The organism is Xanthomonas protegens (assembly GCF_038442435.1).
Lineage (GTDB): Bacteria > Pseudomonadota > Gammaproteobacteria > Xanthomonadales > Xanthomonadaceae > Xanthomonas_A > Xanthomonas_A sontii.
Window position 1 is genome coordinate 77,225 of sequence record NZ_JAQJCQ010000011.1, and the last position, 18,875, is coordinate 96,099.

The 18,875-nt window shown below is 64.4% G+C and carries 30 protein-coding genes; all 30 read left to right on the forward strand.

Going from position 1 to position 18,875, the window contains the following annotated elements; all coding sequences use genetic code 11:
* Positions 1 to 8: 8 nt before the first annotated feature.
* The 30 genes from rpsL to PIQ37_RS13715 all read left to right on the forward strand — a co-directional run bounded on the left by rpsL (position 9) and on the right by PIQ37_RS13715 (position 18,675).
* Positions 9 to 386, forward strand: coding sequence for a 30S ribosomal protein S12 (gene rpsL / locus PIQ37_RS13570; protein WP_160967003.1), 378 nt, complete (start codon positions 9 to 11; stop codon positions 384 to 386).
* A gap of 11 nt (positions 387 to 397) precedes the next feature.
* Entirely contained in the window at positions 398 to 865 is a 468-nt protein-coding gene (gene rpsG / locus PIQ37_RS13575; RefSeq protein WP_048490049.1) for a 30S ribosomal protein S7, read from the forward strand.
* Between the two features lie 140 nt (positions 866 to 1,005).
* On the forward strand, positions 1,006 to 3,096 hold the full coding sequence (gene fusA, locus PIQ37_RS13580; protein ID WP_209249504.1) for an elongation factor G: 2,091 nt from the start codon (positions 1,006 to 1,008) through the stop codon (positions 3,094 to 3,096).
* Positions 3,097 to 3,186: 90 nt separating this feature from the next.
* Entirely contained in the window at positions 3,187 to 4,377 is a 1,191-nt protein-coding gene (gene tuf, locus PIQ37_RS13585; protein ID WP_342073872.1) for an elongation factor Tu, read from the forward strand.
* A gap of 475 nt (positions 4,378 to 4,852) precedes the next feature.
* Entirely contained in the window at positions 4,853 to 5,164 is a 312-nt protein-coding gene (gene rpsJ, locus PIQ37_RS13590) for a 30S ribosomal protein S10 (protein ID WP_010341589.1), read from the forward strand.
* An 11-nt stretch (positions 5,165 to 5,175) separates the two neighbouring features.
* Positions 5,176 to 5,826, forward strand: a complete 651-nt coding sequence (gene rplC, locus PIQ37_RS13595) for a 50S ribosomal protein L3 (RefSeq protein ID WP_010341590.1) — start codon at positions 5,176 to 5,178, stop codon at positions 5,824 to 5,826.
* Between the two features lie 12 nt (positions 5,827 to 5,838).
* On the forward strand, positions 5,839 to 6,444 hold the full coding sequence (gene rplD / locus PIQ37_RS13600) for a 50S ribosomal protein L4 (RefSeq protein WP_010341591.1): 606 nt from the start codon (positions 5,839 to 5,841) through the stop codon (positions 6,442 to 6,444).
* Positions 6,441 to 6,740, forward strand: a complete 300-nt coding sequence (gene rplW, locus PIQ37_RS13605; protein ID WP_010341592.1) for a 50S ribosomal protein L23 — start codon at positions 6,441 to 6,443, stop codon at positions 6,738 to 6,740. The genes rplD and rplW overlap by 4 nt, the downstream gene beginning before the upstream one ends.
* Before the next feature lie 10 nt (positions 6,741 to 6,750).
* Positions 6,751 to 7,578 carry a 50S ribosomal protein L2 gene (gene rplB / locus PIQ37_RS13610; RefSeq protein ID WP_010341593.1) on the forward strand — a complete coding sequence of 276 codons (828 nt, stop codon included), beginning with the start codon at positions 6,751 to 6,753 and terminating at the stop codon, positions 7,576 to 7,578.
* 6 nt (positions 7,579 to 7,584) lie between these two features.
* Positions 7,585 to 7,854, forward strand: coding sequence for a 30S ribosomal protein S19 (gene rpsS, locus PIQ37_RS13615; RefSeq protein ID WP_010341594.1), 270 nt, complete (start codon positions 7,585 to 7,587; stop codon positions 7,852 to 7,854).
* Positions 7,855 to 7,866: 12 nt separating this feature from the next.
* Positions 7,867 to 8,202 carry a 50S ribosomal protein L22 gene (rplV, locus tag PIQ37_RS13620; protein ID WP_003470663.1) on the forward strand — a complete coding sequence of 112 codons (336 nt, stop codon included), beginning with the start codon at positions 7,867 to 7,869 and terminating at the stop codon, positions 8,200 to 8,202.
* A gap of 17 nt (positions 8,203 to 8,219) precedes the next feature.
* Positions 8,220 to 8,954: a 30S ribosomal protein S3 gene (gene rpsC / locus PIQ37_RS13625; RefSeq protein WP_010341595.1), complete on the forward strand. Its 735-nt coding sequence runs from the start codon at positions 8,220 to 8,222 to the stop codon at positions 8,952 to 8,954.
* Positions 8,955 to 8,959: 5 nt separating this feature from the next.
* Positions 8,960 to 9,373, forward strand: a complete 414-nt coding sequence (gene rplP / locus PIQ37_RS13630; RefSeq protein WP_003470657.1) for a 50S ribosomal protein L16 — start codon at positions 8,960 to 8,962, stop codon at positions 9,371 to 9,373.
* A complete protein-coding gene (rpmC, locus tag PIQ37_RS13635; protein WP_010341597.1) occupies positions 9,373 to 9,558 on the forward strand; it encodes a 50S ribosomal protein L29 in 186 nt (61 codons plus the stop codon). The genes rplP and rpmC overlap by 1 nt, the downstream gene beginning before the upstream one ends.
* 11 nt (positions 9,559 to 9,569) lie before the next feature.
* Positions 9,570 to 9,839 carry a 30S ribosomal protein S17 gene (rpsQ, locus tag PIQ37_RS13640; RefSeq protein WP_010341599.1) on the forward strand — a complete coding sequence of 90 codons (270 nt, stop codon included), beginning with the start codon at positions 9,570 to 9,572 and terminating at the stop codon, positions 9,837 to 9,839.
* A 14-nt stretch (positions 9,840 to 9,853) separates the two neighbouring features.
* Entirely contained in the window at positions 9,854 to 10,222 is a 369-nt protein-coding gene (gene rplN, locus PIQ37_RS13645) for a 50S ribosomal protein L14 (RefSeq protein WP_003486699.1), read from the forward strand.
* 15 nt (positions 10,223 to 10,237) lie between these two features.
* Positions 10,238 to 10,555 carry a 50S ribosomal protein L24 gene (rplX, locus tag PIQ37_RS13650; protein ID WP_043093029.1) on the forward strand — a complete coding sequence of 106 codons (318 nt, stop codon included), beginning with the start codon at positions 10,238 to 10,240 and terminating at the stop codon, positions 10,553 to 10,555.
* A gap of 11 nt (positions 10,556 to 10,566) precedes the next feature.
* Positions 10,567 to 11,109 carry a 50S ribosomal protein L5 gene (rplE, locus tag PIQ37_RS13655; RefSeq protein WP_010341606.1) on the forward strand — a complete coding sequence of 181 codons (543 nt, stop codon included), beginning with the start codon at positions 10,567 to 10,569 and terminating at the stop codon, positions 11,107 to 11,109.
* Positions 11,110 to 11,220: 111 nt separating this feature from the next.
* A complete protein-coding gene (rpsN, locus tag PIQ37_RS13660; RefSeq protein ID WP_010341607.1) occupies positions 11,221 to 11,526 on the forward strand; it encodes a 30S ribosomal protein S14 in 306 nt (101 codons plus the stop codon).
* Positions 11,527 to 11,778: 252 nt separating this feature from the next.
* Entirely contained in the window at positions 11,779 to 12,177 is a 399-nt protein-coding gene (gene rpsH, locus PIQ37_RS13665) for a 30S ribosomal protein S8 (RefSeq protein WP_010340446.1), read from the forward strand.
* A 16-nt stretch (positions 12,178 to 12,193) separates the two neighbouring features.
* A complete protein-coding gene (rplF, locus tag PIQ37_RS13670) occupies positions 12,194 to 12,721 on the forward strand; it encodes a 50S ribosomal protein L6 (protein ID WP_295935123.1) in 528 nt (175 codons plus the stop codon).
* Between the two features lie 88 nt (positions 12,722 to 12,809).
* Positions 12,810 to 13,169, forward strand: coding sequence for a 50S ribosomal protein L18 (gene rplR / locus PIQ37_RS13675; protein ID WP_160967017.1), 360 nt, complete (start codon positions 12,810 to 12,812; stop codon positions 13,167 to 13,169).
* A 155-nt stretch (positions 13,170 to 13,324) separates the two neighbouring features.
* The gene (gene rpsE / locus PIQ37_RS13680; protein ID WP_010340449.1) at positions 13,325 to 13,870 is read left to right on the forward strand and encodes a 30S ribosomal protein S5; all 546 of its coding nucleotides are present in this window, start codon (positions 13,325 to 13,327) and stop codon (positions 13,868 to 13,870) included.
* Positions 13,863 to 14,054: a 50S ribosomal protein L30 gene (gene rpmD, locus PIQ37_RS13685; protein ID WP_010340450.1), complete on the forward strand. Its 192-nt coding sequence runs from the start codon at positions 13,863 to 13,865 to the stop codon at positions 14,052 to 14,054. Before rpsE ends, rpmD begins: the two co-directional genes overlap by 8 nt.
* A gap of 6 nt (positions 14,055 to 14,060) precedes the next feature.
* The gene (gene rplO / locus PIQ37_RS13690) at positions 14,061 to 14,504 is read left to right on the forward strand and encodes a 50S ribosomal protein L15 (protein ID WP_010340451.1); all 444 of its coding nucleotides are present in this window, start codon (positions 14,061 to 14,063) and stop codon (positions 14,502 to 14,504) included.
* 7 nt (positions 14,505 to 14,511) lie between these two features.
* Positions 14,512 to 15,882, forward strand: coding sequence for a preprotein translocase subunit SecY (gene secY / locus PIQ37_RS13695; protein WP_295935124.1), 1,371 nt, complete (start codon positions 14,512 to 14,514; stop codon positions 15,880 to 15,882).
* A 340-nt stretch (positions 15,883 to 16,222) separates the two neighbouring features.
* Entirely contained in the window at positions 16,223 to 16,579 is a 357-nt protein-coding gene (gene rpsM, locus PIQ37_RS13700; RefSeq protein WP_010340453.1) for a 30S ribosomal protein S13, read from the forward strand.
* 9 nt (positions 16,580 to 16,588) lie between these two features.
* Positions 16,589 to 16,981 (forward strand): 30S ribosomal protein S11, encoded by a 393-nt coding sequence (gene rpsK, locus PIQ37_RS13705; protein WP_003470632.1) that lies wholly within the window; start codon positions 16,589 to 16,591, stop codon positions 16,979 to 16,981.
* A gap of 14 nt (positions 16,982 to 16,995) precedes the next feature.
* Positions 16,996 to 17,625, forward strand: a complete 630-nt coding sequence (rpsD, locus tag PIQ37_RS13710; RefSeq protein WP_010340454.1) for a 30S ribosomal protein S4 — start codon at positions 16,996 to 16,998, stop codon at positions 17,623 to 17,625.
* A gap of 51 nt (positions 17,626 to 17,676) precedes the next feature.
* Positions 17,677 to 18,675, forward strand: a complete 999-nt coding sequence (locus PIQ37_RS13715; RefSeq protein WP_010340455.1) for a DNA-directed RNA polymerase subunit alpha — start codon at positions 17,677 to 17,679, stop codon at positions 18,673 to 18,675.
* Positions 18,676 to 18,875 lie beyond the last annotated feature (200 nt).

An 18,875-nucleotide genomic window follows, 5' to 3' on the forward strand; every position in this document is an offset into this window, starting at 1 on the left:
ATCCACTGATGGCGACGATCAACCAGCTGGTCCGCAAGCCGCGGCAGGCGACCACCTACAAGAGCGCCTCTCCGGCGCTGGACAAGTGCCCGCAGCGCCGTGGCGTCTGCACGCGCGTGTACACCACCACCCCGAAGAAGCCGAACTCGGCCCTGCGTAAGGTCGCCAAGGTGCGCCTGACCAACCAGGAAGAGGTCATCAGCTACATCGGTGGCGAAGGCCACAACCTGCAGGAGCACTCCGTGGTCCTGATCCGCGGCGGTCGCGTCAAGGATCTGCCGGGCGTGCGCTACCACACCGTGCGCGGTTCGCTCGATGCCGCCGGCGTCGCCAAGCGTCGCCAGGGTCGTTCCAAGTACGGCGCCAAGCGTCCGAAGAAGAGCTAAGGGAAGCACACATGTCACGTAAAGGTAATACGCCGCAGCGCGCCGTTCTCCCGGATCCCAAGCACGGGAGCGAGACCATCGCCCGCTTCATCAACATGGTGATGCTGAGCGGCAAGAAGTCGGTTGCCGAAAAGATCGTCTACGGCGCGATGGACGTCATCGGCGAGAAGAACCCCAACGCGGTCGAGCTGGTGCAGAAGGCGCTGGACAACGTCGCTCCGGCGGTCGAAGTCAAGTCGCGCCGTGTCGGCGGTGCCACCTACCAGGTGCCGGTCGAGGTGCGTTCCTCCCGTCGCATGGCGCTGGCGATGCGCTGGCTGATCGACTCGGCGCGCAAGCGCGGCGAGAACTCGATGCCGCGCAAGCTGGCGGCCGAGCTGGTCGACGCCTCGGAAAACCGTGGTGGCGCCATCAAGAAGCGCGAAGAGACTCACCGCATGGCGGAAGCGAACAAGGCATTCGCGCACTACCGCTGGTGACCTTCCGGGCCTTGGAAACGGGGCCCGTCAGCACTATCTAGAAGTGCTGCTAGCTGCGCCGTCGCGCGCGGCACAAATCCGAAGGCCGCCGCAAGGCGGCGTTCGGCCATCCGAAATCCAAGAAATTTGAGAGGCTCCCTGTGGCCCGTACCACTCCCATCGAGCGTTACCGCAACTTCGGCATCATGGCCCACATCGATGCCGGCAAGACCACCACCTCCGAACGCATCCTGTTCTACACCGGCGTCAGCCACAAGATCGGCGAGGTGCATGACGGTGCCGCGACGATGGACTGGATGGAGCAGGAGCAGGAGCGCGGCATCACCATCACCTCCGCGGCCACCACGGCGTTCTGGAGCGGCATGGACAAGTCGCTGCCGCAGCACCGCTTCAACATCATCGATACCCCCGGGCACGTCGACTTCACCATCGAAGTCGAGCGTTCGCTGCGCGTGCTCGACGGCGCGGTGTTCGTGCTGTGCGCGGTCGGTGGCGTGCAGCCGCAGTCCGAGACCGTGTGGCGTCAGGCCAACAAGTACGCGGTGCCGCGCCTTGCCTTCGTCAACAAGATGGACCGCACCGGCGCCAACTTCGACAAGGTCGTCGAGCAGCTGAAGTCGCGCCTGGGTGCCTACCCGGTGCCGATGCAGGTGCCGATCGGCGCCGAAGACGGCTTCGAGGGCGTGGTCGACCTGATCAAGATGAAGGCGGTCCATTGGGATACCGCCTCGCAGGGCACCGTGTTCGAGTACCGCGAGATTCCCGCGCACCTGGCCGACAAGGCCACCGAAGCGCGTGCGTTCATGGTCGAGGCCGCCGCCGAAGCCAACGAAGACCTGATGGACAAGTACCTCAACGAGGGCGACTTGTCCGAGGCCGAGATCATCAACGGCCTGCGCGAGCGCACCCTGAAGGTGGAAGTGGTGCCGGTGTACTGCGGTACCGCGTTCAAGAACAAGGGTGTGCAGGCGATGCTCGACGGCGTGATCCAGCTGCTGCCGTCGCCCAGCGACCGTCCGCCGGTCAAGGGCATCGACGAGGACGACAAGGAAGACAGCCGTCCGGCCACCGACACCGCGCCGTTCTCGGCGCTGGCGTTCAAGATCATGACCGATCCGTTCGTGGGCTCGCTGACCTTCTTCCGCGTCTACTCCGGCACGCTGAACTCCGGCGACCAGGTGTACAACCCGGTCAAGTCGAAGAAGGAGCGCGTGGGTCGCATCCTGCAGATGCACTCCAACAACCGCGAAGAGATCAAGGAAGTGCGCGCGGGCGACATCGCCGCGGCGGTGGGTCTGAAGGACGTCACCACCGGCGACACGCTGTGCGCGCAGGACAACATCATCATCCTGGAGCGCATGGTGTTCCCGGAGCCGGTGATCTCGATGGCGGTCGAGCCGAAGACCAAGTCGGACCAGGAAAAGATGGGCATCGCGCTGAGCCGTCTGGCGCAGGAAGATCCCTCGTTCCGCGTCAACACCGACGAGGAATCCGGCCAGACCATCATCCGCGGCATGGGCGAGTTGCACCTGGAAATCATGGTCGACCGCATGAAGCGCGAGTTCAACGTCGAAGCCAACGTGGGCAAGCCGCAGGTGGCCTACCGCGAGACCATCCGCAAGGCGGTCAAGCAGGAAGGCAAGTTCGTGCGTCAGTCCGGCGGTAAGGGTCAGTACGGTCATGTCGTGCTCGAGATCGAGCCGCAGGAACGTGGCCTGGGCTACACCTTCGAGAACGCGATCGTCGGCGGCGTGGTGCCGAAGGAATACATCCCGGCGGTGGACAAGGGCATCCAGGAAGCGGTGGCCAACGGCGTGATGGCCGGCTACCCGATCGTGGACGTCAAGGTGCGCCTGATCGACGGTTCGTACCACGACGTCGACTCCTCGGAAATGGCGTTCAAGATCGCCGGCTCGATGGGCTTCAAGGAAGGCTTCAACAAGGCCAACCCGGTGCTGCTGGAGCCGATCATGAAGGTCGAGGTGGTGACGCCGGAAGACTACCTGGGCGATGTGATGGGCGACGTCAGCCGTCGTCGCGGCATCCTGCAGGGCCAGGACGACAGTCCGTCGGGCAAGGTGATCAACGCGATGGTGCCGCTGGGCGAAATGTTCGGCTACGCCACCACGCTGCGCTCGATGTCGCAGGGTCGCGCCACCTTCTCGATGGAGTTCGATCACTACGCCGAAGCGCCGGCCAACATCGCCGAAGCGGTCATCAAGAAGAGCTGAGACTAGAGCGGCGGGATGCGTGCGGCGGACCAGGTCCGCGCCGCATCCCGCTCTCTGTTCCCCCAATACGAATCACGAGGTAGAGAAGACATGGCAAAGGGTAAGTTCGAGCGCACCAAGCCGCACGTCAACGTCGGCACCATCGGTCACGTCGACCACGGCAAGACCACGCTGACCGCGGCGCTGACCAAGATCGGCGCAGAGCGCTTCGGCGGCGAGTTCAAGGCGTACGACGCGATCGACGCGGCGCCGGAAGAGAAGGCGCGCGGCATCACGATCTCGACCGCCCACGTGGAATACGAATCCCCGACGCGCCACTACGCGCACGTGGATTGCCCGGGTCACGCGGACTACGTCAAGAACATGATCACCGGTGCGGCGCAGATGGACGGCGCGATCCTGGTGTGCTCGGCCGCTGACGGCCCGATGCCGCAGACTCGCGAGCACATCCTGCTGTCGCGTCAGGTCGGCGTGCCGCACATCGTGGTGTTCCTGAACAAGGCCGACATGGTCGACGACGCCGAGCTGCTCGAGCTGGTCGAGATGGAAGTGCGCGAGCTGCTGAGCAAGTACGACTTCCCGGGCGACGACACCCCGATCATCCACGGTTCGGCCCGTCTGGCGCTGGAAGGCGACCAGAGCGACATCGGCGTGCCGGCGATCCTGAAGCTGGTGGACGCGCTGGACTCGTTCATCCCGGAGCCGCAGCGCGACGTGGACAAGCCGTTCCTGATGCCGGTGGAAGACGTGTTCTCGATCTCGGGCCGCGGCACCGTGGTGACCGGTCGTATCGAGCGCGGCATCATCAAGGTGGGCGACGAAATCGAAATCGTCGGCATCCGTGCGACGCAGAAGACCACCGTGACCGGCGTGGAAATGTTCCGCAAGCTGCTGGACCAGGGCCAGGCGGGCGACAACGCGGGCCTGCTGCTGCGCGGCACCAAGCGTGACGACGTGGAGCGCGGCCAGGTGCTGTGCAAGCCGGGTTCGATCAAGCCGCACACCGACTTCGAAGCCGAGGTGTACGTGCTGTCGAAGGACGAGGGCGGCCGTCACACCCCGTTCTTCAAGGGCTACCGTCCGCAGTTCTACTTCCGCACCACCGACATCACCGGTGCGGTGCAGCTGCCGGAAGGCGTGGAGATGGTGATGCCGGGCGACAACGTCAAGATGGTGGTGACGCTGATCAACCCGGTGGCGATGGACGAAGGCCTGCGCTTCGCGATCCGCGAAGGCGGCCGTACCGTCGGCGCCGGCGTGGTGGCCAAGATCATCAAGTAATGCTCTCCGGCGGCGAATGCCGCCGGCTGGAATCGCCAGCGACCTCGGTCGCCGGCATCGCGAAGGGTCGGCGCACGCCGGCCCTTCGTCGTTTCCGGGCAGGCGAACGTGCTGGCGATTTGTCGTCGCGAGGTGTTGCGGAGGCGTGAACTCGTCGCTATAATGCGCGGCTCGGCGTTCCTGGGTAGGGCGCCGGTAAGACAGCGAAAAGAGAGGCAGGACGCCGCTCGTGTTCGCAGGACCGGGAAGGTCGCGTCGCATGGAGCACTCAACAACCCTGGGTTGTTGACGCTGCTCTAGCTGCGCATTATACTTTTCCGTCTGGGCAGGCCGGGTCGACTGGTCTGCCCCAGTTTTTGGGGCGGAGGAATGCCCCCGCCGAGCCGGATGCTCTGCGGTACGACATCAGGAAACAACCGGGGCAGGTATCCCAGAGGCCTTGCCCGTCGCTCTTTTAACGAAGGAACCCACCGTCATGGCGGACCAAAAGATCCGGATTCGGCTGAAGGCGTTCGATCATCGTTTGATCGACCGTTCGGCCAGCGAGATCGTCGAGACGGCCAAGCGGACCGGCGCGCAAGTGCGTGGCCCGATCCCGCTGCCGACCAAGATCGAACGCTACACCATCCTCGTTTCCCCGCACGTCGACAAGGACGCGCGTGACCAGTACGAGACCCGCACGCACAAGCGCGTGCTCGACATCGTCGACCCCAACGACAAGACCGTGGACGCGCTGATGAAGCTCGAGCTCGCGGCTGGCGTCGATGTCCAGATCAAGTTGACCTGAGGACTACGACCATGACGAAGAAGTATTCGTTGGGCTTCGTGGGCCGCAAGGCCGGCATGAGCCGCGTCTTCACCGAAGACGGCCGCTCCATCCCGGTCACCCTGATCGAAGCGACCCCGAACCGCATCACCCAGCTCAAGACCGTCGAAGCCGACGGCTACAGCGCCGTGCAGATCACCGTGGGCGCCCGTCGCGCCGCGCTGGTCAACAAGCCGGCGTCCGGCCATTTCGCCAAGGCGAAGGTCGAAGCGGGTCGCGGCCTGTGGGAGTTCCGCGTCGAGGACGCGCAGCTGGGCGAGTTCGCCGTCGGCGGCGAAATCAAGGCGGACATCTTCGCCGTCGGCCAGAAGGTCGATGTCCAGGGCGTCACCAAGGGCAAGGGCTTCCAGGGCACCATCAAGCGGCACAACTTCCGCATGGGCGATGCCACCCACGGTAACTCGCTGTCGCATCGCGCGCCGGGTTCGCTGGGTCAGCGCCAGACCCCGGGTCGCGTTTTCCCGGGCAAGAAGATGTCCGGCCACATGGGCGCGGTGCAGCAGAGCACGCAGAATCTGGAAGTGGTCAAGGTCGACGTCGAGCGTGGCCTGATCGCCATTCGCGGCGCTGTGCCTGGCGCTGCCGGTGGCGACGTGATCGTGCGTCCGGCTAGCAAGGCATAAGGAGAGATGACGATGGAACTCGTTATCACGGGTAGCAACAACAAGGTCTCGGTCTCCGACGCCGTGTTCGGCCGCGATTTCAGCGAGGATCTGGTTCACCAGGTCGTCGTCGCCTATCGCAACGCCGGCCGCGCCGGCACCAAGGCGCAGAAGACGCGTTCGGAAGTCAACGGCACCACCAAGAAGTCGAAGAAGCAGAAGGGCGGTGGCGCTCGCCACGGCGCGCTGACCGCTCCGATCTTCGTCGGCGGTGGCGTGACCTTCGCGGCCAAGCCGCGCAGCTTCGAGCAGAAGGTCAACCGCAAGATGTACCGCGCGGCCATCTGCGCGATCCTCTCGGAACTGAACCGCCAGGGCCGCCTGATGGTCGTCGACGCGTTCGACGTCGAGGCCAGCAAGACCAAGGGCCTCGTCGAGAAGCTGAAGGGTCTGGAAGTGGGCAAGCGCCCGCTGATCGTGACCGAAGAAGCGTCCGAGCATCTGTACCTGTCCGCCCGCAACCTTCCCTACGTGGAAGTGCGCGACGTGCAGGGCCTGGATCCGGTGTCGCTGGTCGGGGCCGACACGGTCGTGATCACCGCCGATGCGGTCAAGAAGGTCGAGGAGTGGCTGGCATGAGCAGCAACGAAAAAATCTTCAGCGTGCTGCGCGCTCCGCGTGTCTCCGAAAAGACCGCGCGCCTGCAGGAACTCTCCAATCAGTACGTCTTCGAGATTTCGAACGAAGCCACCAAGGCCGATGTCAAGGCCGCGGTCGAGCAGCTGTTCGACGTCAAGGTCGAGTCGGTCAACGTGTTGAACGTCAAGGGCAAGAACAAGTCCTTCCGTTCGCGCAGCGGTCGTCGCGGCGATTGGCGCAAGGCGTACGTGCGTCTGGCCGAAGGCCAGTCCATCGACGTAACGGCCAAGGCCTGAGGTACATCCCATGCCATTGATGAAATTCAAGCCCACCTCCGCAGGCCGTCGTTCGGCCGTGCGCGTGGTCACGCCCGATCTGCACAAGGGCGCCCCGCACGCTGCACTGGTGGAAAAGCAGAGCAAGTCCGGTGGTCGTAACCACCACGGCCGCATCACCACCCGCCACGTCGGCGGTGGCCACAAGCAGCACTACCGCGTCATCGACTTCAAGCGCAACAAGGAAGGTATCCCGGCGCGCGTGGAGCGGATCGAATACGATCCCAACCGCACCGCCCATATCGCCCTGCTGTGCTACGCCGACGGCGAGCGCCGCTACATCATCGCGCCGAAGGGCCTGAAGGCCGGCGATCAGGTGATCGCGGGTTCGGATGCGCCGATCAAGACCGGCAACACCCTGCCGCTGCGCAATATCCCGGTCGGTACCACCGTCCACGGGATCGAGCTGAAGCCGGGCAAGGGCGCGCAGATCGCGCGTGCTGCCGGCGCCGCGGTGCAGCTGGTCGCGCGTGAAGGCATCTACGCCACCCTGCGTCTGCGCTCCGGCGAAATGCGCAAGGTGCCGTCCGAGTGCCGCGCCACCATCGGCGAAGTCGGCAACGACGAGCACAACCTCGAGAAGCTGGGCAAGGCGGGCGCGAAGCGCTGGCGCGGCGTGCGTCCGACCGTTCGCGGTGCGGCCATGAACCCGGTCGACCACCCGCACGGTGGTGGTGAGGCGAAGGCCGGTCAGGGTAATCCGCATCCGGTCACCCCGTGGGGTGTCCCGACCAAGGGTTACAAGACGCGCCATAACAAGCGCACCGAACAATTCATCGTCCGCGATCGTAGGGGCTAATCGACCATGGCACGTTCACTCAAGAAGGGCCCGTTCGTCGATCACCACCTCGTCAAGAAGGTGGAGGCCGCGGCCGGCAGCAAGCGTCCGATCAAGACCTGGTCGCGACGTTCGATGATCCTGCCGGAGATGGTGGGTTTCACCATCGCCGTGCATAACGGCAAGAACCACGTTCCGGTGCTGGTCAACGAGAACATGGTCGGCCACAAGCTCGGCGAATTTGCCGTCACCCGGACCTTCAAGGGTCACGGTGGCGACAAGAAGTCGGGCCGGTAAGGAGAGATGACGATGGAAGCGAAAGCAATCCTGCGCACCGCGCGCATCTCCCCGCAGAAGGCCCGCCTGGTCGCTGACCAGGTGCGCGGTCTTTCCGCCGAGCGGGCGGTCAACCTGCTGAAGTTCTCGGACAAGAAGGCTGCCCACCTGATCAAGAAGGTGGTGGAGTCGGCGATCGCCAATGCCGAGAACAATCAAGGCGCGGATGTCGACGAGCTGAAGGTCAAGACCATCATGGTTGATGAAGGTCCGACCCTGAAGCGTTTCATGGCGCGGGCGAAAGGCCGCGGTACCCGCATCCTCAAGCGCACCAGCCACATCACTGTGGTTGTGGGCGCCGCCAAGTAAGCGGAAAGGAAAAGACGATGGGTCATAAAGTTCATCCGATCGGAATCCGCCTGGGTATCGCCAAGGACTGGAATTCCAAGTGGTACGCCAACAAGGCCGAGTTTGCCGGTTACCTGGCAGCCGACCTCAAGGTCCGCGAAATGCTGCGCAAGAAGCTGGCGCAGGCGGGCATCAGCAAAATCCTTATCGAGCGTCCGGCCAAGACCGCGCGCGTGACGATCCACACCGCCCGTCCGGGCGTGGTAATCGGCAAGCGTGGTGAGGACATCGAGAAGCTGCGCAAGGAAGTGAGCGAGATGATGGGCGTCCCCGCCCACATCAACGTCACCGAAGTGCGCAAGCCGGAGCTGGATGCGCAGCTGGTCGCCGAGTCGATCGCGCAGCAGCTGGAGCGTCGCATCATGTTCCGCCGCGCGATGAAGCGCTCGGTCGGCAACGCGATGCGCCTGGGTGCCCTGGGCATCAAGGTCAACGTCGCCGGCCGTCTGAACGGTGCGGAAATCGCCCGTTCCGAGTGGTACCGCGAGGGCCGCGTGCCGCTGCACACGCTGCGTGCCGACATCGACTACGGCTTCGCTGAAGCCAAGACGACCTACGGCATCATCGGCATCAAGGTCTGGATCTACAAGGGCGAGATCTTCGATTTCTCCCAGGTTGGCCAGGAAAAGCAGGACGATTCCCCGCGCAACGATCGTAACGATCGCGGCGACCGTGGCGACCGTCCGTCGCGTCCGGCCCGTGAAGCGAGGTAACGGCAATGTTGCAACCCAAGCGAACCAAATACCGCAAGATGCACAAGGGTCGTAACGACGGCCTGGCGTGGAGCGGAAACGCCGTCAGCTTCGGCGAGTACGGGCTGAAGGCCACGGCGCACGGTCAGCTGACCGCGCGCCAGATCGAAGCGGCGCGCCGCTCGATCAGCCGCTACGTCAAGCGCGGCGGCAAGATGTGGATCCGCGTGTTCCCGGACAAGCCGATCACCAAGAAGCCGATCGAAGTGCGAATGGGCTCCGGTAAGGGTAACGTCGAGTACTGGGTCGCGCAGATCCAGCCCGGTCGCATGATCTATGAAATCGAAGGTGTCGGCGAAGATGTCGCGCGCGAGGCGTTCCGCCTGGCCGCTGCCAAGCTTTCGGTGACCACCACCTTCGTGACCCGGACGGTACGCTGATGGACATCAAACAACTCCGCGAGAAGTCGGCCGACGATCTGAAGGCCCACCTGACCGATCTGCGCAAGGAGCAGTTCGCCCTGCGCATGCAGCAGGTCACCGGGCAGCTGCCGAAGACTCACGAAACCCGCCGGGTGCGCCGCGAGATCGCTCGCGTCAAGCACCTGCTCGGCAGCACGAAGTAAGGATGGCCGCGATGAGCGACAATAACGAAAGCAAGACGCTGCGCACGGTCGAAGGCCGTGTGGTCAGCAACAAGATGGACAAGACCGTCACCGTGCTGGTGGAGCGTCAGGTCAAGCATGCGCTGTACGGCAAGTACATCAAGCGCTCGACCAAGCTCCACGCCCACGACGCCGACAACGCCTGCAACGAAGGCGATGTCGTGCGCGTGACCGAGATTGCGCCGATGTCCAAGACCAAGAACTGGCGGGTGGTGGAAATCGTCACCCGCGCGGCCGAATAAGGGAGATCTGAATCATGATCCAGATGCAGAGCTACCTCGACGTCGCCGACAATTCCGGTGCCAAGGAAGTGATGTGCATCAAGGTGCTCGGCGGCTCCAAGCGCCGCTACGCGCACATTGGCGACATCATCAAGGTCACCGTCAAGGACGCGATCCCGCGCGGCAAGGTCAAGAAGGGCGAAGTCTACGACGCCGTCGTCGTGCGTACCCGCAAGGGTGTGCGTCGTCCGGACGGTTCGTTGATCCGCTTCGACGGCAACGCCGCGGTGTTGCTCAACAACAAGCAGGAGCCGATCGGCACGCGCATCTTCGGGCCTGTGACCCGCGAGCTGCGGTCCGAGAAGTTCATGAAGATCGTCTCGCTCGCTCCCGAAGTGCTGTGAGCGGAGGACATACACATGGCTAACCGTATCAAGAAGGGCGACCAGGTCGTCGTCACCACCGGCAAGGACAAGGGCAAGCAGGGCGAAGTCGTCCGCGTCGACGGCGACCGCGTGGTCGTCTCCAACGCGAACATCGTCAAGCGCCACACCAAGCCGAACCCGCAGGCGGGCGTCGCCGGCGGCGTGGTCGAGCGCGAAGCGTCGATCCATATTTCCAACGTGGCGATCGTCAACCCGGCAACGGGCAAGGGCGACCGCGTTGGCTTCAAGGTGCTGGAGGATGGACGCAAACTGCGTGTGTTCCGCTCCAGCGGTGAGGCGCTCGACGCCTGAGGAATGACACAATGACTTCCCGTCTCGAAAAGATCTACAAGGAAGAAGTGGTACCGGCTCTGATGAAGAAGTTCGGTTACACCAATCCGATGGAAGTGCCGAAGCTGGTCAAGGTCACGCTGAACATGGGCGTGGGCGAGGCGGCGACGAACAAGAAGATCCTGGAAAACGCCGTTGCCGACATGGCCAAGGTCTCCGGCCAGAAGCCGGTGGTGACCAAGTCGCGCATCTCGGTGGCGTCGTTCAAGATCCGTGATGGTTGGCCGATCGGCTGCAAGACCACGCTGCGTCGCGCCAAGATGTACGAGTTCCTGGACCGCCTGATCAACATCTCGCTGCCGCGCGTGCGCGACTTCCGTGGTGTCTCGGGGCGTTCGTTCGACGGCCGCGGCAACTTCAACATGGGCGTGAAGGAGCAGATCATCTTCCCGGAAATCGACTTCGACGCCGTCGACGCGATCCGCGGTATGGATATCGCCATCACCACCACCGCCAAGACCGACGCCGAAGCCAAGGCGCTGCTCGAAGCGTTCAAGTTCCCGTTCCGTAACTGATTGACAGCCGGGATTCGGGATTCGGGATCCGGGATGGAAGGGCGTTGCGCCCGTCACATCCCGGGTTCTGGAAATCTCCAATCCCCACTCTCGAATCCCGAGGATTTACAGATGGCAAAGACCTCCATGGTCAACCGCGACATCAAGCGCAAGAAGCTGGCGAAGAAGTTCGCCGACAAGCGTGATGCGCTGAAGAAGATCATCGCCTCCGGCACCGCCTCGTACGACGAGAAGGCCGAGGCCGTGACCAAGCTGCAGAAGCTGCCGCGCGATTCGTCGCCGAGCCGCCAGCGGACCCGTTGCGAACTGTCCGGCCGCCCGCGTGGCGTGTACGGCAAGTTCGGCCTGGGCCGCAACATGCTGCGCAAGGCGACCATGAACGGCGACGTTCCGGGCCTGCGCAAGGCCAGCTGGTAATGCCAGCGGCGCCGGTCCCGCTCGCGGGGCCGGGCAGGGCGGTCTAGCCGCCCGCTTGTCGTTCAAACAACGAGTCCGACGCAAGTCGGACTTTTTGTCGTATACTCCCGCTCCTTGCCTCGCGGCAGGGACGGGTATGGCAGCCGCCGCGGATTCCTCCGGCGATTGCGCTGCACCCCCTGCGTCATTCCACCGCTCCACCACACAAGATTTTCGCGAAAGCGGATATCGGTGCACTCAAAGGTAGACACCATGAGCATGACTGATCCCATCGCCGACCTGCTGGTCCGCATCAAGAATGCGGCCGCGGTTGGCAAGCCGACGGTGAAGATGCCGTCCTCCAAGATCAAGGTTGCGATCGCCGAAGTGCTGAAGGCCGAAGGCTACATCAGCGATCTGCGCGTCAACGCGATCGAGAACAACAAGTCCGAACTGGAAATCGTGCTGAAGTATTTCGAGGGCCGTCCGGTCATCGATACGCTCAAGCGCGTGTCGCGTTCGGGTCTGCGCCAGTATCGCGGCAAGACCGAGCTGCCGAAGGTTCTCGGCGGTCTGGGCGTTGCCATCATTTCCACGTCCAAGGGCATCATGACCGATGCGCAGGCCCGTCAGGCCGGCGTCGGTGGCGAAGTCCTGTGCTTCGTGGCCTAAGGGAAGGAGCACTCACATGTCCCGCGTAGCCAAGAAGCCGATCACCCTCCCGAAGGGCGTCGAACTCACCGTCCAGGCCGATCAGTTCAGCGTCAAGGGCCCGAAGGGCACCCTGTCGCTGGCCAAGCCGGCCGGCGTCGAAATCAAGCAGGAAAACGGTGTCGCCACGCTGTCGGCGAACGATCCGTCGCACATCGCCATCACCGGCACCGTCCGCGCCATCCTGGCGAACATGGTGCAGGGCGTGTCCGCGGGCTTCGAGCGCAAGCTCGAGCTGGTGGGCGTCGGTTACCGCGCCACGATGCAGGGCAAGGACCTGAGCCTGGCGCTCGGTTTCTCGCACCCGATCGTGTTCGTCGCGCCGGAGGGCATCACCCTCACCGCGCCGACGCAGACCGAGATCCTGGTGCAGGGTGCCGACAAGCAGCGCGTCGGCGAAGTCGCCGCCAAGATCCGCGGTTTCCGTCCGCCGGAGCCCTACAAGGGCAAGGGTGTGAAGTACGCCGGTGAAGCCATCATTCGCAAGGAAGCCAAGAAGGCCTAAGCCCGGCGCTTCCATCAGGATTCCGGCCCTGCGGGGCCGGATTTCCGAACGAACGCCTCGCTTCCTTCAGCTTCCGTAGGACACAGACATGACCATCAACAAGAACATCGCCCGCCTGCGTCGCGCCAAGTCGACCCGCGCCCACATCCGCGAGCTCGGCGTCGCCCGCCTGTCGGTGCTGCGCACCGGCCAGCACCTGTACGCGCAGGTCTTCACCGCCGACGGCTCCAAGGTGCTCGCCGCGGCGAACACCCTGCAGGCCGACGTCAAGGACGGCCTGAAGAACGGCAAGAACAGCGACGCCGCCGCCAAGGTGGGCAAGCTGATCGCCGAGCGCGCCAAGGCCGCGGGCGTCGAGAAGGTCGCGTTCGACCGCTCGGGCTACCGCTACCACGGCCGCATCAAGGCGCTGGCCGACGCCGCCCGCGAAGGCGGCCTGCAGTTCTGATCCTTGCGGGTGCGGCGATGCCGCGCCCGTCCCGCCGATGCGGGCTGCATCGGACCTTGGCGCGCCTTCTGCGCGCGTCCGGGGAACACGGCTCCAGACCACAACCACAAGCGGCAACGAAGCCGTAAATCTTTTCCTCTATCAAGGACATCACAATGGCTGAAGAACAGCGTGCACCGCGGGGTCGTGATCGCGACCGTAACCGCGAAGAGAAAGTCGACGACGGCATGATCGAGAAGCTGGTCGCGGTCAACCGCGTCAGCAAGACGGTCAAGGGCGGTCGCCAGTTCACCTTCACCGCGCTGACCGTGGTCGGCGACGGCAACGGCAAGATCGGCTTCGGTTACGGCAAGGCGCGCGAAGTGCCGGTCGCGATCCAGAAGTCGATGGAGTATGCGCGCAAGGGCATGCTCAACATCGATCTGAACAACGGCACCCTGTGGCACCCGGTGAAGTCCGGCCACGGCGCGGCGCGCGTGTTCATGATGCCGGCCTCGGAAGGTACCGGCGTGATCGCCGGCGGTGCCATGCGCGCCGTGCTGGAAGCGGTGGGCGTGAAGAACGTGCTGGCCAAGGCCGTCGGTTCGCGCAACCCGATCAACCTGGTGCGCGCCACCCTGCGCGGCCTGGAAGACATGCAGTCGCCGGCCCGCATCGCGGCCAAGCGCGGCAAGAAGGTGGAGGATCTGACCCATGGCTAATGAATCCACCAAGACCGTCAAGGTGCGCCTGGTGCGCGGCCTGCGTGGTACCCAGTCGCGTCACCGCCTGTCGGTGCGTGCCCTGGGCCTGAACAAGCTCAACGATGTGCGCGAACTGAAGGACAGCCCGCAAGTGCGCGGCCTGATCAACAAGGTTCAGTACCTCGTCCAGGTTGAGGAGTAATCGACCATGACTTTGCATCTGAATGATCTGAAGCCCGCGCCGGGCGCGCGTACCGAGCGCACCCGCGTCGGTCGCGGCATCGGTTCCGGCCTCGGCAAGACCGCCGGCCGCGGCCATAAGGGTTCGTTCGCGCGCAAGGGCGGCGGCAAGATCAAGGCTGGCTTCGAAGGCGGCCAGACCCCCATGCAGCGCCGTCTGCCGAAGATCGGCTTCCGTTCGAAGATGGCCAAGGACACCGCCGAAGTGCTGTCCTACCAGCTCGACAACCTGCCGGCCGGCGAGATCGATTTCGCTGCGCTGCGCGCCGCGAAGCTGGTCCCGAGCACCGCGAAGAAGGCCAAGGTGGTCCTGAAGGGCGAACTGACTAAGAAGTTCGTGCTGAAGGGCGTTGCGGCGACCGCCGGTGCCAAGGCGGCAATCGAAGCTGCCGGCGGCAGCGTGCAGGAGTAACACGCAGATGGCGCAGGCTGGCATGGGTAACCTCGGCGGCGGGCTCGGCAAGTTCACGGAACTTCGCCAGCGCCTGTTGTTCGTTCTCGGCGCATTGATCGTCTATCGCATCGGCTGCTACGTGCCGGTGCCGGGCGTCAATCCCGAAGCCATGCTTGCGCTGATGCAGGCGCAGGGCGGCGGCATCGTGGACATGTTCAACATGTTCTCGGGCGGCGCCCTGCACCGTTTCAGCATCTTCGCGTTGAACGTGATGCCGTACATCTCGGCATCGATCGTGATCCAGCTGGCCACGCACATCTTTCCGTCGCTGAAGGCGATGCAGAAGGAAGGCGAGTCGGGCCGGCGCAAGATCACCCAGTATTCGCGCATCGGCGCGGTGCTGCTGGCGGTGGTGCAGGGCGGCAGTATCGCTCTGGCGCTGCAGAACCAGACCGCACCGGGCGGCGCGCCGGTGGTGTACGCCCCCGGCATGGGCTTCGTGCTCACCGCGGTGATCGCGTTGACCGCCGGCACCATCTTCCTGATGTGGGTCGGCGAGCAGGTGACCGAGCGCGGCATCGGCAACGGCGTCTCGCTGATCATCTTCGCCGGCATCGTCGCCGGCCTGCCGGCGGCGGCGATCCAGACCGTGGAAGCCTACCGCGACGGCAACATGAGCTTCATCTCGCTGCTGCTGATCATCCTGACGATCCTCGCCTTCACCCTGTTCGTGGTGTTCGTCGAGCGCGGGCAGCGACGGATCACGGTGAACTACGCGCGCCGCCAGGGCGGCCGCAACGCGTACATGAACCAGACCTCGTTCCTGCCGCTGAAGCTCAACATGGCCGGCGTGATTCCGCCGATCTTCGCCTCGAGCATCCTCGCCTTCCCGGCGACGCTGTCGATGTGGTCGGGCCAGGCCGCTTCCAACAGCACTTTCGGTATGTGGCTGCAGCGCATCGCCAACGCGCTGGGCCCGGGCGAGCCGGTGCACATGATCGTGTTCGCCGCGCTGATCATCGGCTTCGCGTTCTTCTATACCGCGCTGGTGTTCAACTCGCAGGAAACCGCGGACAACCTGAAGAAGTCCGGCGCGCTGATTCCGGGCATCCGGCCGGGCAAGGCCACCGCCGACTATGTCGACGGCGTGCTGACCCGCCTGACCGCGGCCGGCTCCGTATACCTGGTGATCGTGTGCCTGCTGCCGGAAGTGATGCGTGCCCAGCTCGGCACCTCGTTCCACTTCGGCGGCACCTCGCTGCTGATCGCGGTCGTGGTGGTGATGGACTTCATCGCGCAGATCCAGGCGCACCTGATGTCGCACCAGTACGAAAGCCTGTTGAAGAAGGCCAACCTCAAGGGTGGCTCGCGCGGCGGCGGTTTTGCCCGCGGTTGATTGCTATACTGTTTGAATCCTTCCGCGAAGACGCCCCCGGATCCCGGGCGCAGTCTTCCGACTTGAAGGGCGGCCCGTGCAGCGGTCTCGTGCGCGGGTGAGACGTGGTGGTCCTGCGCTGGAGTAGCGCGGGCGGCAAGGTGGACACATCGCCTCGCCAACGACGTCCGGCGCCGGAGCATGGGCACACTCCCCATGCCGGGCTTGCGGAACCTTGCGGTTCCGCGGGCTTCCATGTAACCCGAGACCTTGCTAGACTTACAAGTTCACTTTTTGATCCATCCTGCCGGATGGCGCCGTGGTGCGCCGTCGGGCCATCACTCAGTTGGAGAACCGCGTCATGGCGCGTATTGCAGGCGTCAACCTGCCAGCCCAGAAGCACGTCTGGGTCGGGTTGCAAAGCATCTACGGCATCGGCCGTACCCGTTCGAAGAAGGTCTGCGAAGCCGCAGGCGTGACCTCGACCACCAAGATCCGCGACCTGTCCGAGCCGGAAATCGAGCGCCTGCGTCTCGAAGTCGGCAAGTACATCGTCGAAGGCGACCTGCGTCGCGAAATCGGCATCGCCATCAAGCGACTGATGGACCTGGGCTGCTACCGCGGCCTGCGTCACCGTCGTGGCCTGCCCCTGCGCGGTCAGCGCACCCGTACCAACGCCCGCACCCGCAAGGGTCCGCGCAAGGCGATCAAGAAGTAAGGGACCGACATGGCTAAGCCCGCAGCAGCAAAGACCAAGAAGAAGATCAAGCGCGTCGTCACCGACGGTGTCGCCCACGTCCACGCTTCGTTCAACAACACCATCGTGACCATCACCGACCGTCAGGGCAATGCGTTGTCCTGGGCGACCTCCGGTGGCGCCGGTTTCCGCGGTTCGCGCAAGTCCACGCCGTTCGCGGCGCAGGTGGCCGCCGAGAAGGCCGGGCGCGCTGCGCTCGACTACGGCGTGAAGTCGCTGGAAGTGCGCATCAAGGGCCCGGGTCCGGGTCGCGAGTCCGCCGTCCGTTCGTTGAACAACGTCGGATACAAGATCACCAACATCATCGACGTGACGCCGATCCCGCACAACGGGTGCCGTCCGCCGAAGAAGCGTCGCGTCTAAAGGAGCGATAACAAATGGCTCGTTATATCGGTCCTACCTGTAAGCTCGCGCGCCGCGAAGGCGCCGATCTTTCCCTCAAGAGCCCGGCGCGTGCGCTGGACTCCAAGTGCAAGCTGGAGCAGAAGCCCGGCCAGCACGGCGCGACCGCCCGCAAGGGCAAGCTGTCCGACTACGCCACCCAGCTGCGCGAGAAGCAGAAGGTCAAGCGTATCTACGGTCTGCTGGAGCGTCAGTTCCGCAACTACTACAAGAAGGCCTCGACCAAGAAGGGCAACACCGGCGAGAACCTGCTGCAGCTGCTGGAAACCCGCCTGGACAACGTCGTCTACCGCATGGGCTTTGCCGTCACCCGTCCGGCCGCGCGCCAGCTGGTGTCGCACCGTGGCGTGCTGGTGAACGGCAAGTCGGTGAACCTGGCCTCGTACCAGGTCAAGGCCGGCGACGCGATCGCCCTGTCGGAAAAGGCGCAGAAGCAGCTTCGCGTGCAGGAAGCGCTGACCGTTGCCGAAACGCACGACCTGAACCCGTCGTGGGTCGAGGTCGATTCGAAGAAGTTCAGCGGCATCTTCAAGGCCGTGCCGGACCGTGCGGACCTGCCTGCCGACATCAACGAAGCGCTGATCGTCGAGTTGTATTCGAAGTAATCACATCGGAGAGCCTCCGGTCCACGGAGGCTCGTCAGGAGAACCCGCAACATGACGGTTACCGCCAACCAGGTTCTGCGCCCGCGTGGGCCGCAGATCGAACGCCTTACCGACAACCGCGCCAAGGTCGTGATCGAGCCCTTGGAGCGCGGGTATGGGCATACGCTGGGCAACGCCCTGCGTCGCGTGCTGCTGTCCTCGATTCCCGGCTTCGCGATCACCGAAGTCGAGATCGACGGCGTGCTGCACGAGTACACCACGGTCGAAGGGCTGCAGGAGGACGTGCTGGAAGTCCTGCTGAACCTCAAGGACGTGGCCATCCGCATGCATACCGGTGACAGCGCCACGCTGTCGCTGTCCAAGCAGGGTCCGGGCACGGTCACTGCCGCCGACATCAAGACCGACCACAACGTCGAGATCCTCAACAACGACCACGTGATCTGCCACCTGACCAAGGACACGGCGATCAACATGCGTCTGAAGATCGAGCGTGGCTTCGGCTATCAGCCGGCCGCCGCGCGCCGCCGTCCGGACGAAGAGACCCGCACCATTGGTCGCCTGGTCCTGGACGCCTCGTTCTCGCCGGTGCGCCGCGTCGCCTACGCGGTCGAATCGGCCCGCGTCGAGCAGCGCACCGACCTGGACAAGCTGGTCCTGGACATCGAAACCAACGGCACGATCGATGCCGAGGAAGCCGTGCGCACCGCCGCCGACATCCTCAGCGACCAGCTGTCGGTGTTCGGCGACTTCACCCATCGCGACCGTGGTGCGGCCAAGCCGGCCAGCAACGGCGTGGATCCGGTGCTGCTGCGTCCGATCGACGATCTGGAACTGACCGTGCGTTCGGCCAACTGCCTGAAGGCCGAGAGCATCTACTACATCGGCGATCTGATCCAGAAGACCGAAGTCGAGCTGCTCAAGACCCCGAACCTGGGCAAGAAGTCGCTCACCGAGATCAAGGAAGTGCTGGCCCAGCGTGGCCTGTCGCTCGGCATGAAGCTGGAGAACTGGCCGCCGGCCGGCGTCGCCCAGCACGGCATGCTCGGCTGAGTATTGCGCATCCGGCCGGTGCCGCAAGGCATCGGCCGCGTGTCGTTCGCTTCATCCGCATCACCACGTCGACGGGTCGCCAAGCCCGCGGCGTCGCCCGGTCAGGGACGGCCGGCACGGACCATCCGCAGTCCACATTCAACGCCACGACGGCGACAGCGATCTCCAACAGTCACACTCTTCCATAGGAATCCCAACCC

What these genes read in the sequence shown, in the direction of transcription:
- PIQ37_RS13715 (WP_010340455.1), top strand. Translation starts at nt 17,677, where the DNA reads ATGACGGTTACCGCCAACCAGGTTCTGCGCCCGCGTGGGCCGCAGATC.
- rpsM (WP_010340453.1), top strand. Translation starts at nt 16,223, where the DNA reads ATGGCGCGTATTGCAGGCGTCAACCTGCCAGCCCAGAAGCACGTCTGG.
- rplE (WP_010341606.1), top strand. Translation starts at nt 10,567, where the DNA reads ATGACTTCCCGTCTCGAAAAGATCTACAAGGAAGAAGTGGTACCGGCT.
- rpsQ (WP_010341599.1), top strand. Translation starts at nt 9,570, where the DNA reads ATGAGCGACAATAACGAAAGCAAGACGCTGCGCACGGTCGAAGGCCGT.
- rpsL (WP_160967003.1), top strand. Translation starts at nt 9, where the DNA reads ATGGCGACGATCAACCAGCTGGTCCGCAAGCCGCGGCAGGCGACCACC.
- rpsC (WP_010341595.1), top strand. Translation starts at nt 8,220, where the DNA reads ATGGGTCATAAAGTTCATCCGATCGGAATCCGCCTGGGTATCGCCAAG.
- rplN (WP_003486699.1), top strand. Translation starts at nt 9,854, where the DNA reads ATGATCCAGATGCAGAGCTACCTCGACGTCGCCGACAATTCCGGTGCC.
- tuf (WP_342073872.1), top strand. Translation starts at nt 3,187, where the DNA reads ATGGCAAAGGGTAAGTTCGAGCGCACCAAGCCGCACGTCAACGTCGGC.
- rplX (WP_043093029.1), top strand. Translation starts at nt 10,238, where the DNA reads ATGGCTAACCGTATCAAGAAGGGCGACCAGGTCGTCGTCACCACCGGC.
- rplB (WP_010341593.1), top strand. Translation starts at nt 6,751, where the DNA reads ATGCCATTGATGAAATTCAAGCCCACCTCCGCAGGCCGTCGTTCGGCC.
- rpsJ (WP_010341589.1), top strand. Translation starts at nt 4,853, where the DNA reads ATGGCGGACCAAAAGATCCGGATTCGGCTGAAGGCGTTCGATCATCGT.
- rpsH (WP_010340446.1), top strand. Translation starts at nt 11,779, where the DNA reads ATGAGCATGACTGATCCCATCGCCGACCTGCTGGTCCGCATCAAGAAT.
- rpsG (WP_048490049.1), top strand. Translation starts at nt 398, where the DNA reads ATGTCACGTAAAGGTAATACGCCGCAGCGCGCCGTTCTCCCGGATCCC.
- rpsE (WP_010340449.1), top strand. Translation starts at nt 13,325, where the DNA reads ATGGCTGAAGAACAGCGTGCACCGCGGGGTCGTGATCGCGACCGTAAC.
- rplD (WP_010341591.1), top strand. Translation starts at nt 5,839, where the DNA reads ATGGAACTCGTTATCACGGGTAGCAACAACAAGGTCTCGGTCTCCGAC.
- rplW (WP_010341592.1), top strand. Translation starts at nt 6,441, where the DNA reads ATGAGCAGCAACGAAAAAATCTTCAGCGTGCTGCGCGCTCCGCGTGTC.
- rplR (WP_160967017.1), top strand. Translation starts at nt 12,810, where the DNA reads ATGACCATCAACAAGAACATCGCCCGCCTGCGTCGCGCCAAGTCGACC.
- rpsK (WP_003470632.1), top strand. Translation starts at nt 16,589, where the DNA reads ATGGCTAAGCCCGCAGCAGCAAAGACCAAGAAGAAGATCAAGCGCGTC.
- secY (WP_295935124.1), top strand. Translation starts at nt 14,512, where the DNA reads ATGGCGCAGGCTGGCATGGGTAACCTCGGCGGCGGGCTCGGCAAGTTC.
- rplP (WP_003470657.1), top strand. Translation starts at nt 8,960, where the DNA reads ATGTTGCAACCCAAGCGAACCAAATACCGCAAGATGCACAAGGGTCGT.
- rpmD (WP_010340450.1), top strand. Translation starts at nt 13,863, where the DNA reads ATGGCTAATGAATCCACCAAGACCGTCAAGGTGCGCCTGGTGCGCGGC.
- rpsN (WP_010341607.1), top strand. Translation starts at nt 11,221, where the DNA reads ATGGCAAAGACCTCCATGGTCAACCGCGACATCAAGCGCAAGAAGCTG.
- rpmC (WP_010341597.1), top strand. Translation starts at nt 9,373, where the DNA reads ATGGACATCAAACAACTCCGCGAGAAGTCGGCCGACGATCTGAAGGCC.
- rpsD (WP_010340454.1), top strand. Translation starts at nt 16,996, where the DNA reads ATGGCTCGTTATATCGGTCCTACCTGTAAGCTCGCGCGCCGCGAAGGC.
- rplC (WP_010341590.1), top strand. Translation starts at nt 5,176, where the DNA reads ATGACGAAGAAGTATTCGTTGGGCTTCGTGGGCCGCAAGGCCGGCATG.
- rpsS (WP_010341594.1), top strand. Translation starts at nt 7,585, where the DNA reads ATGGCACGTTCACTCAAGAAGGGCCCGTTCGTCGATCACCACCTCGTC.
- rplO (WP_010340451.1), top strand. Translation starts at nt 14,061, where the DNA reads ATGACTTTGCATCTGAATGATCTGAAGCCCGCGCCGGGCGCGCGTACC.
- rplV (WP_003470663.1), top strand. Translation starts at nt 7,867, where the DNA reads ATGGAAGCGAAAGCAATCCTGCGCACCGCGCGCATCTCCCCGCAGAAG.
- rplF (WP_295935123.1), top strand. Translation starts at nt 12,194, where the DNA reads ATGTCCCGCGTAGCCAAGAAGCCGATCACCCTCCCGAAGGGCGTCGAA.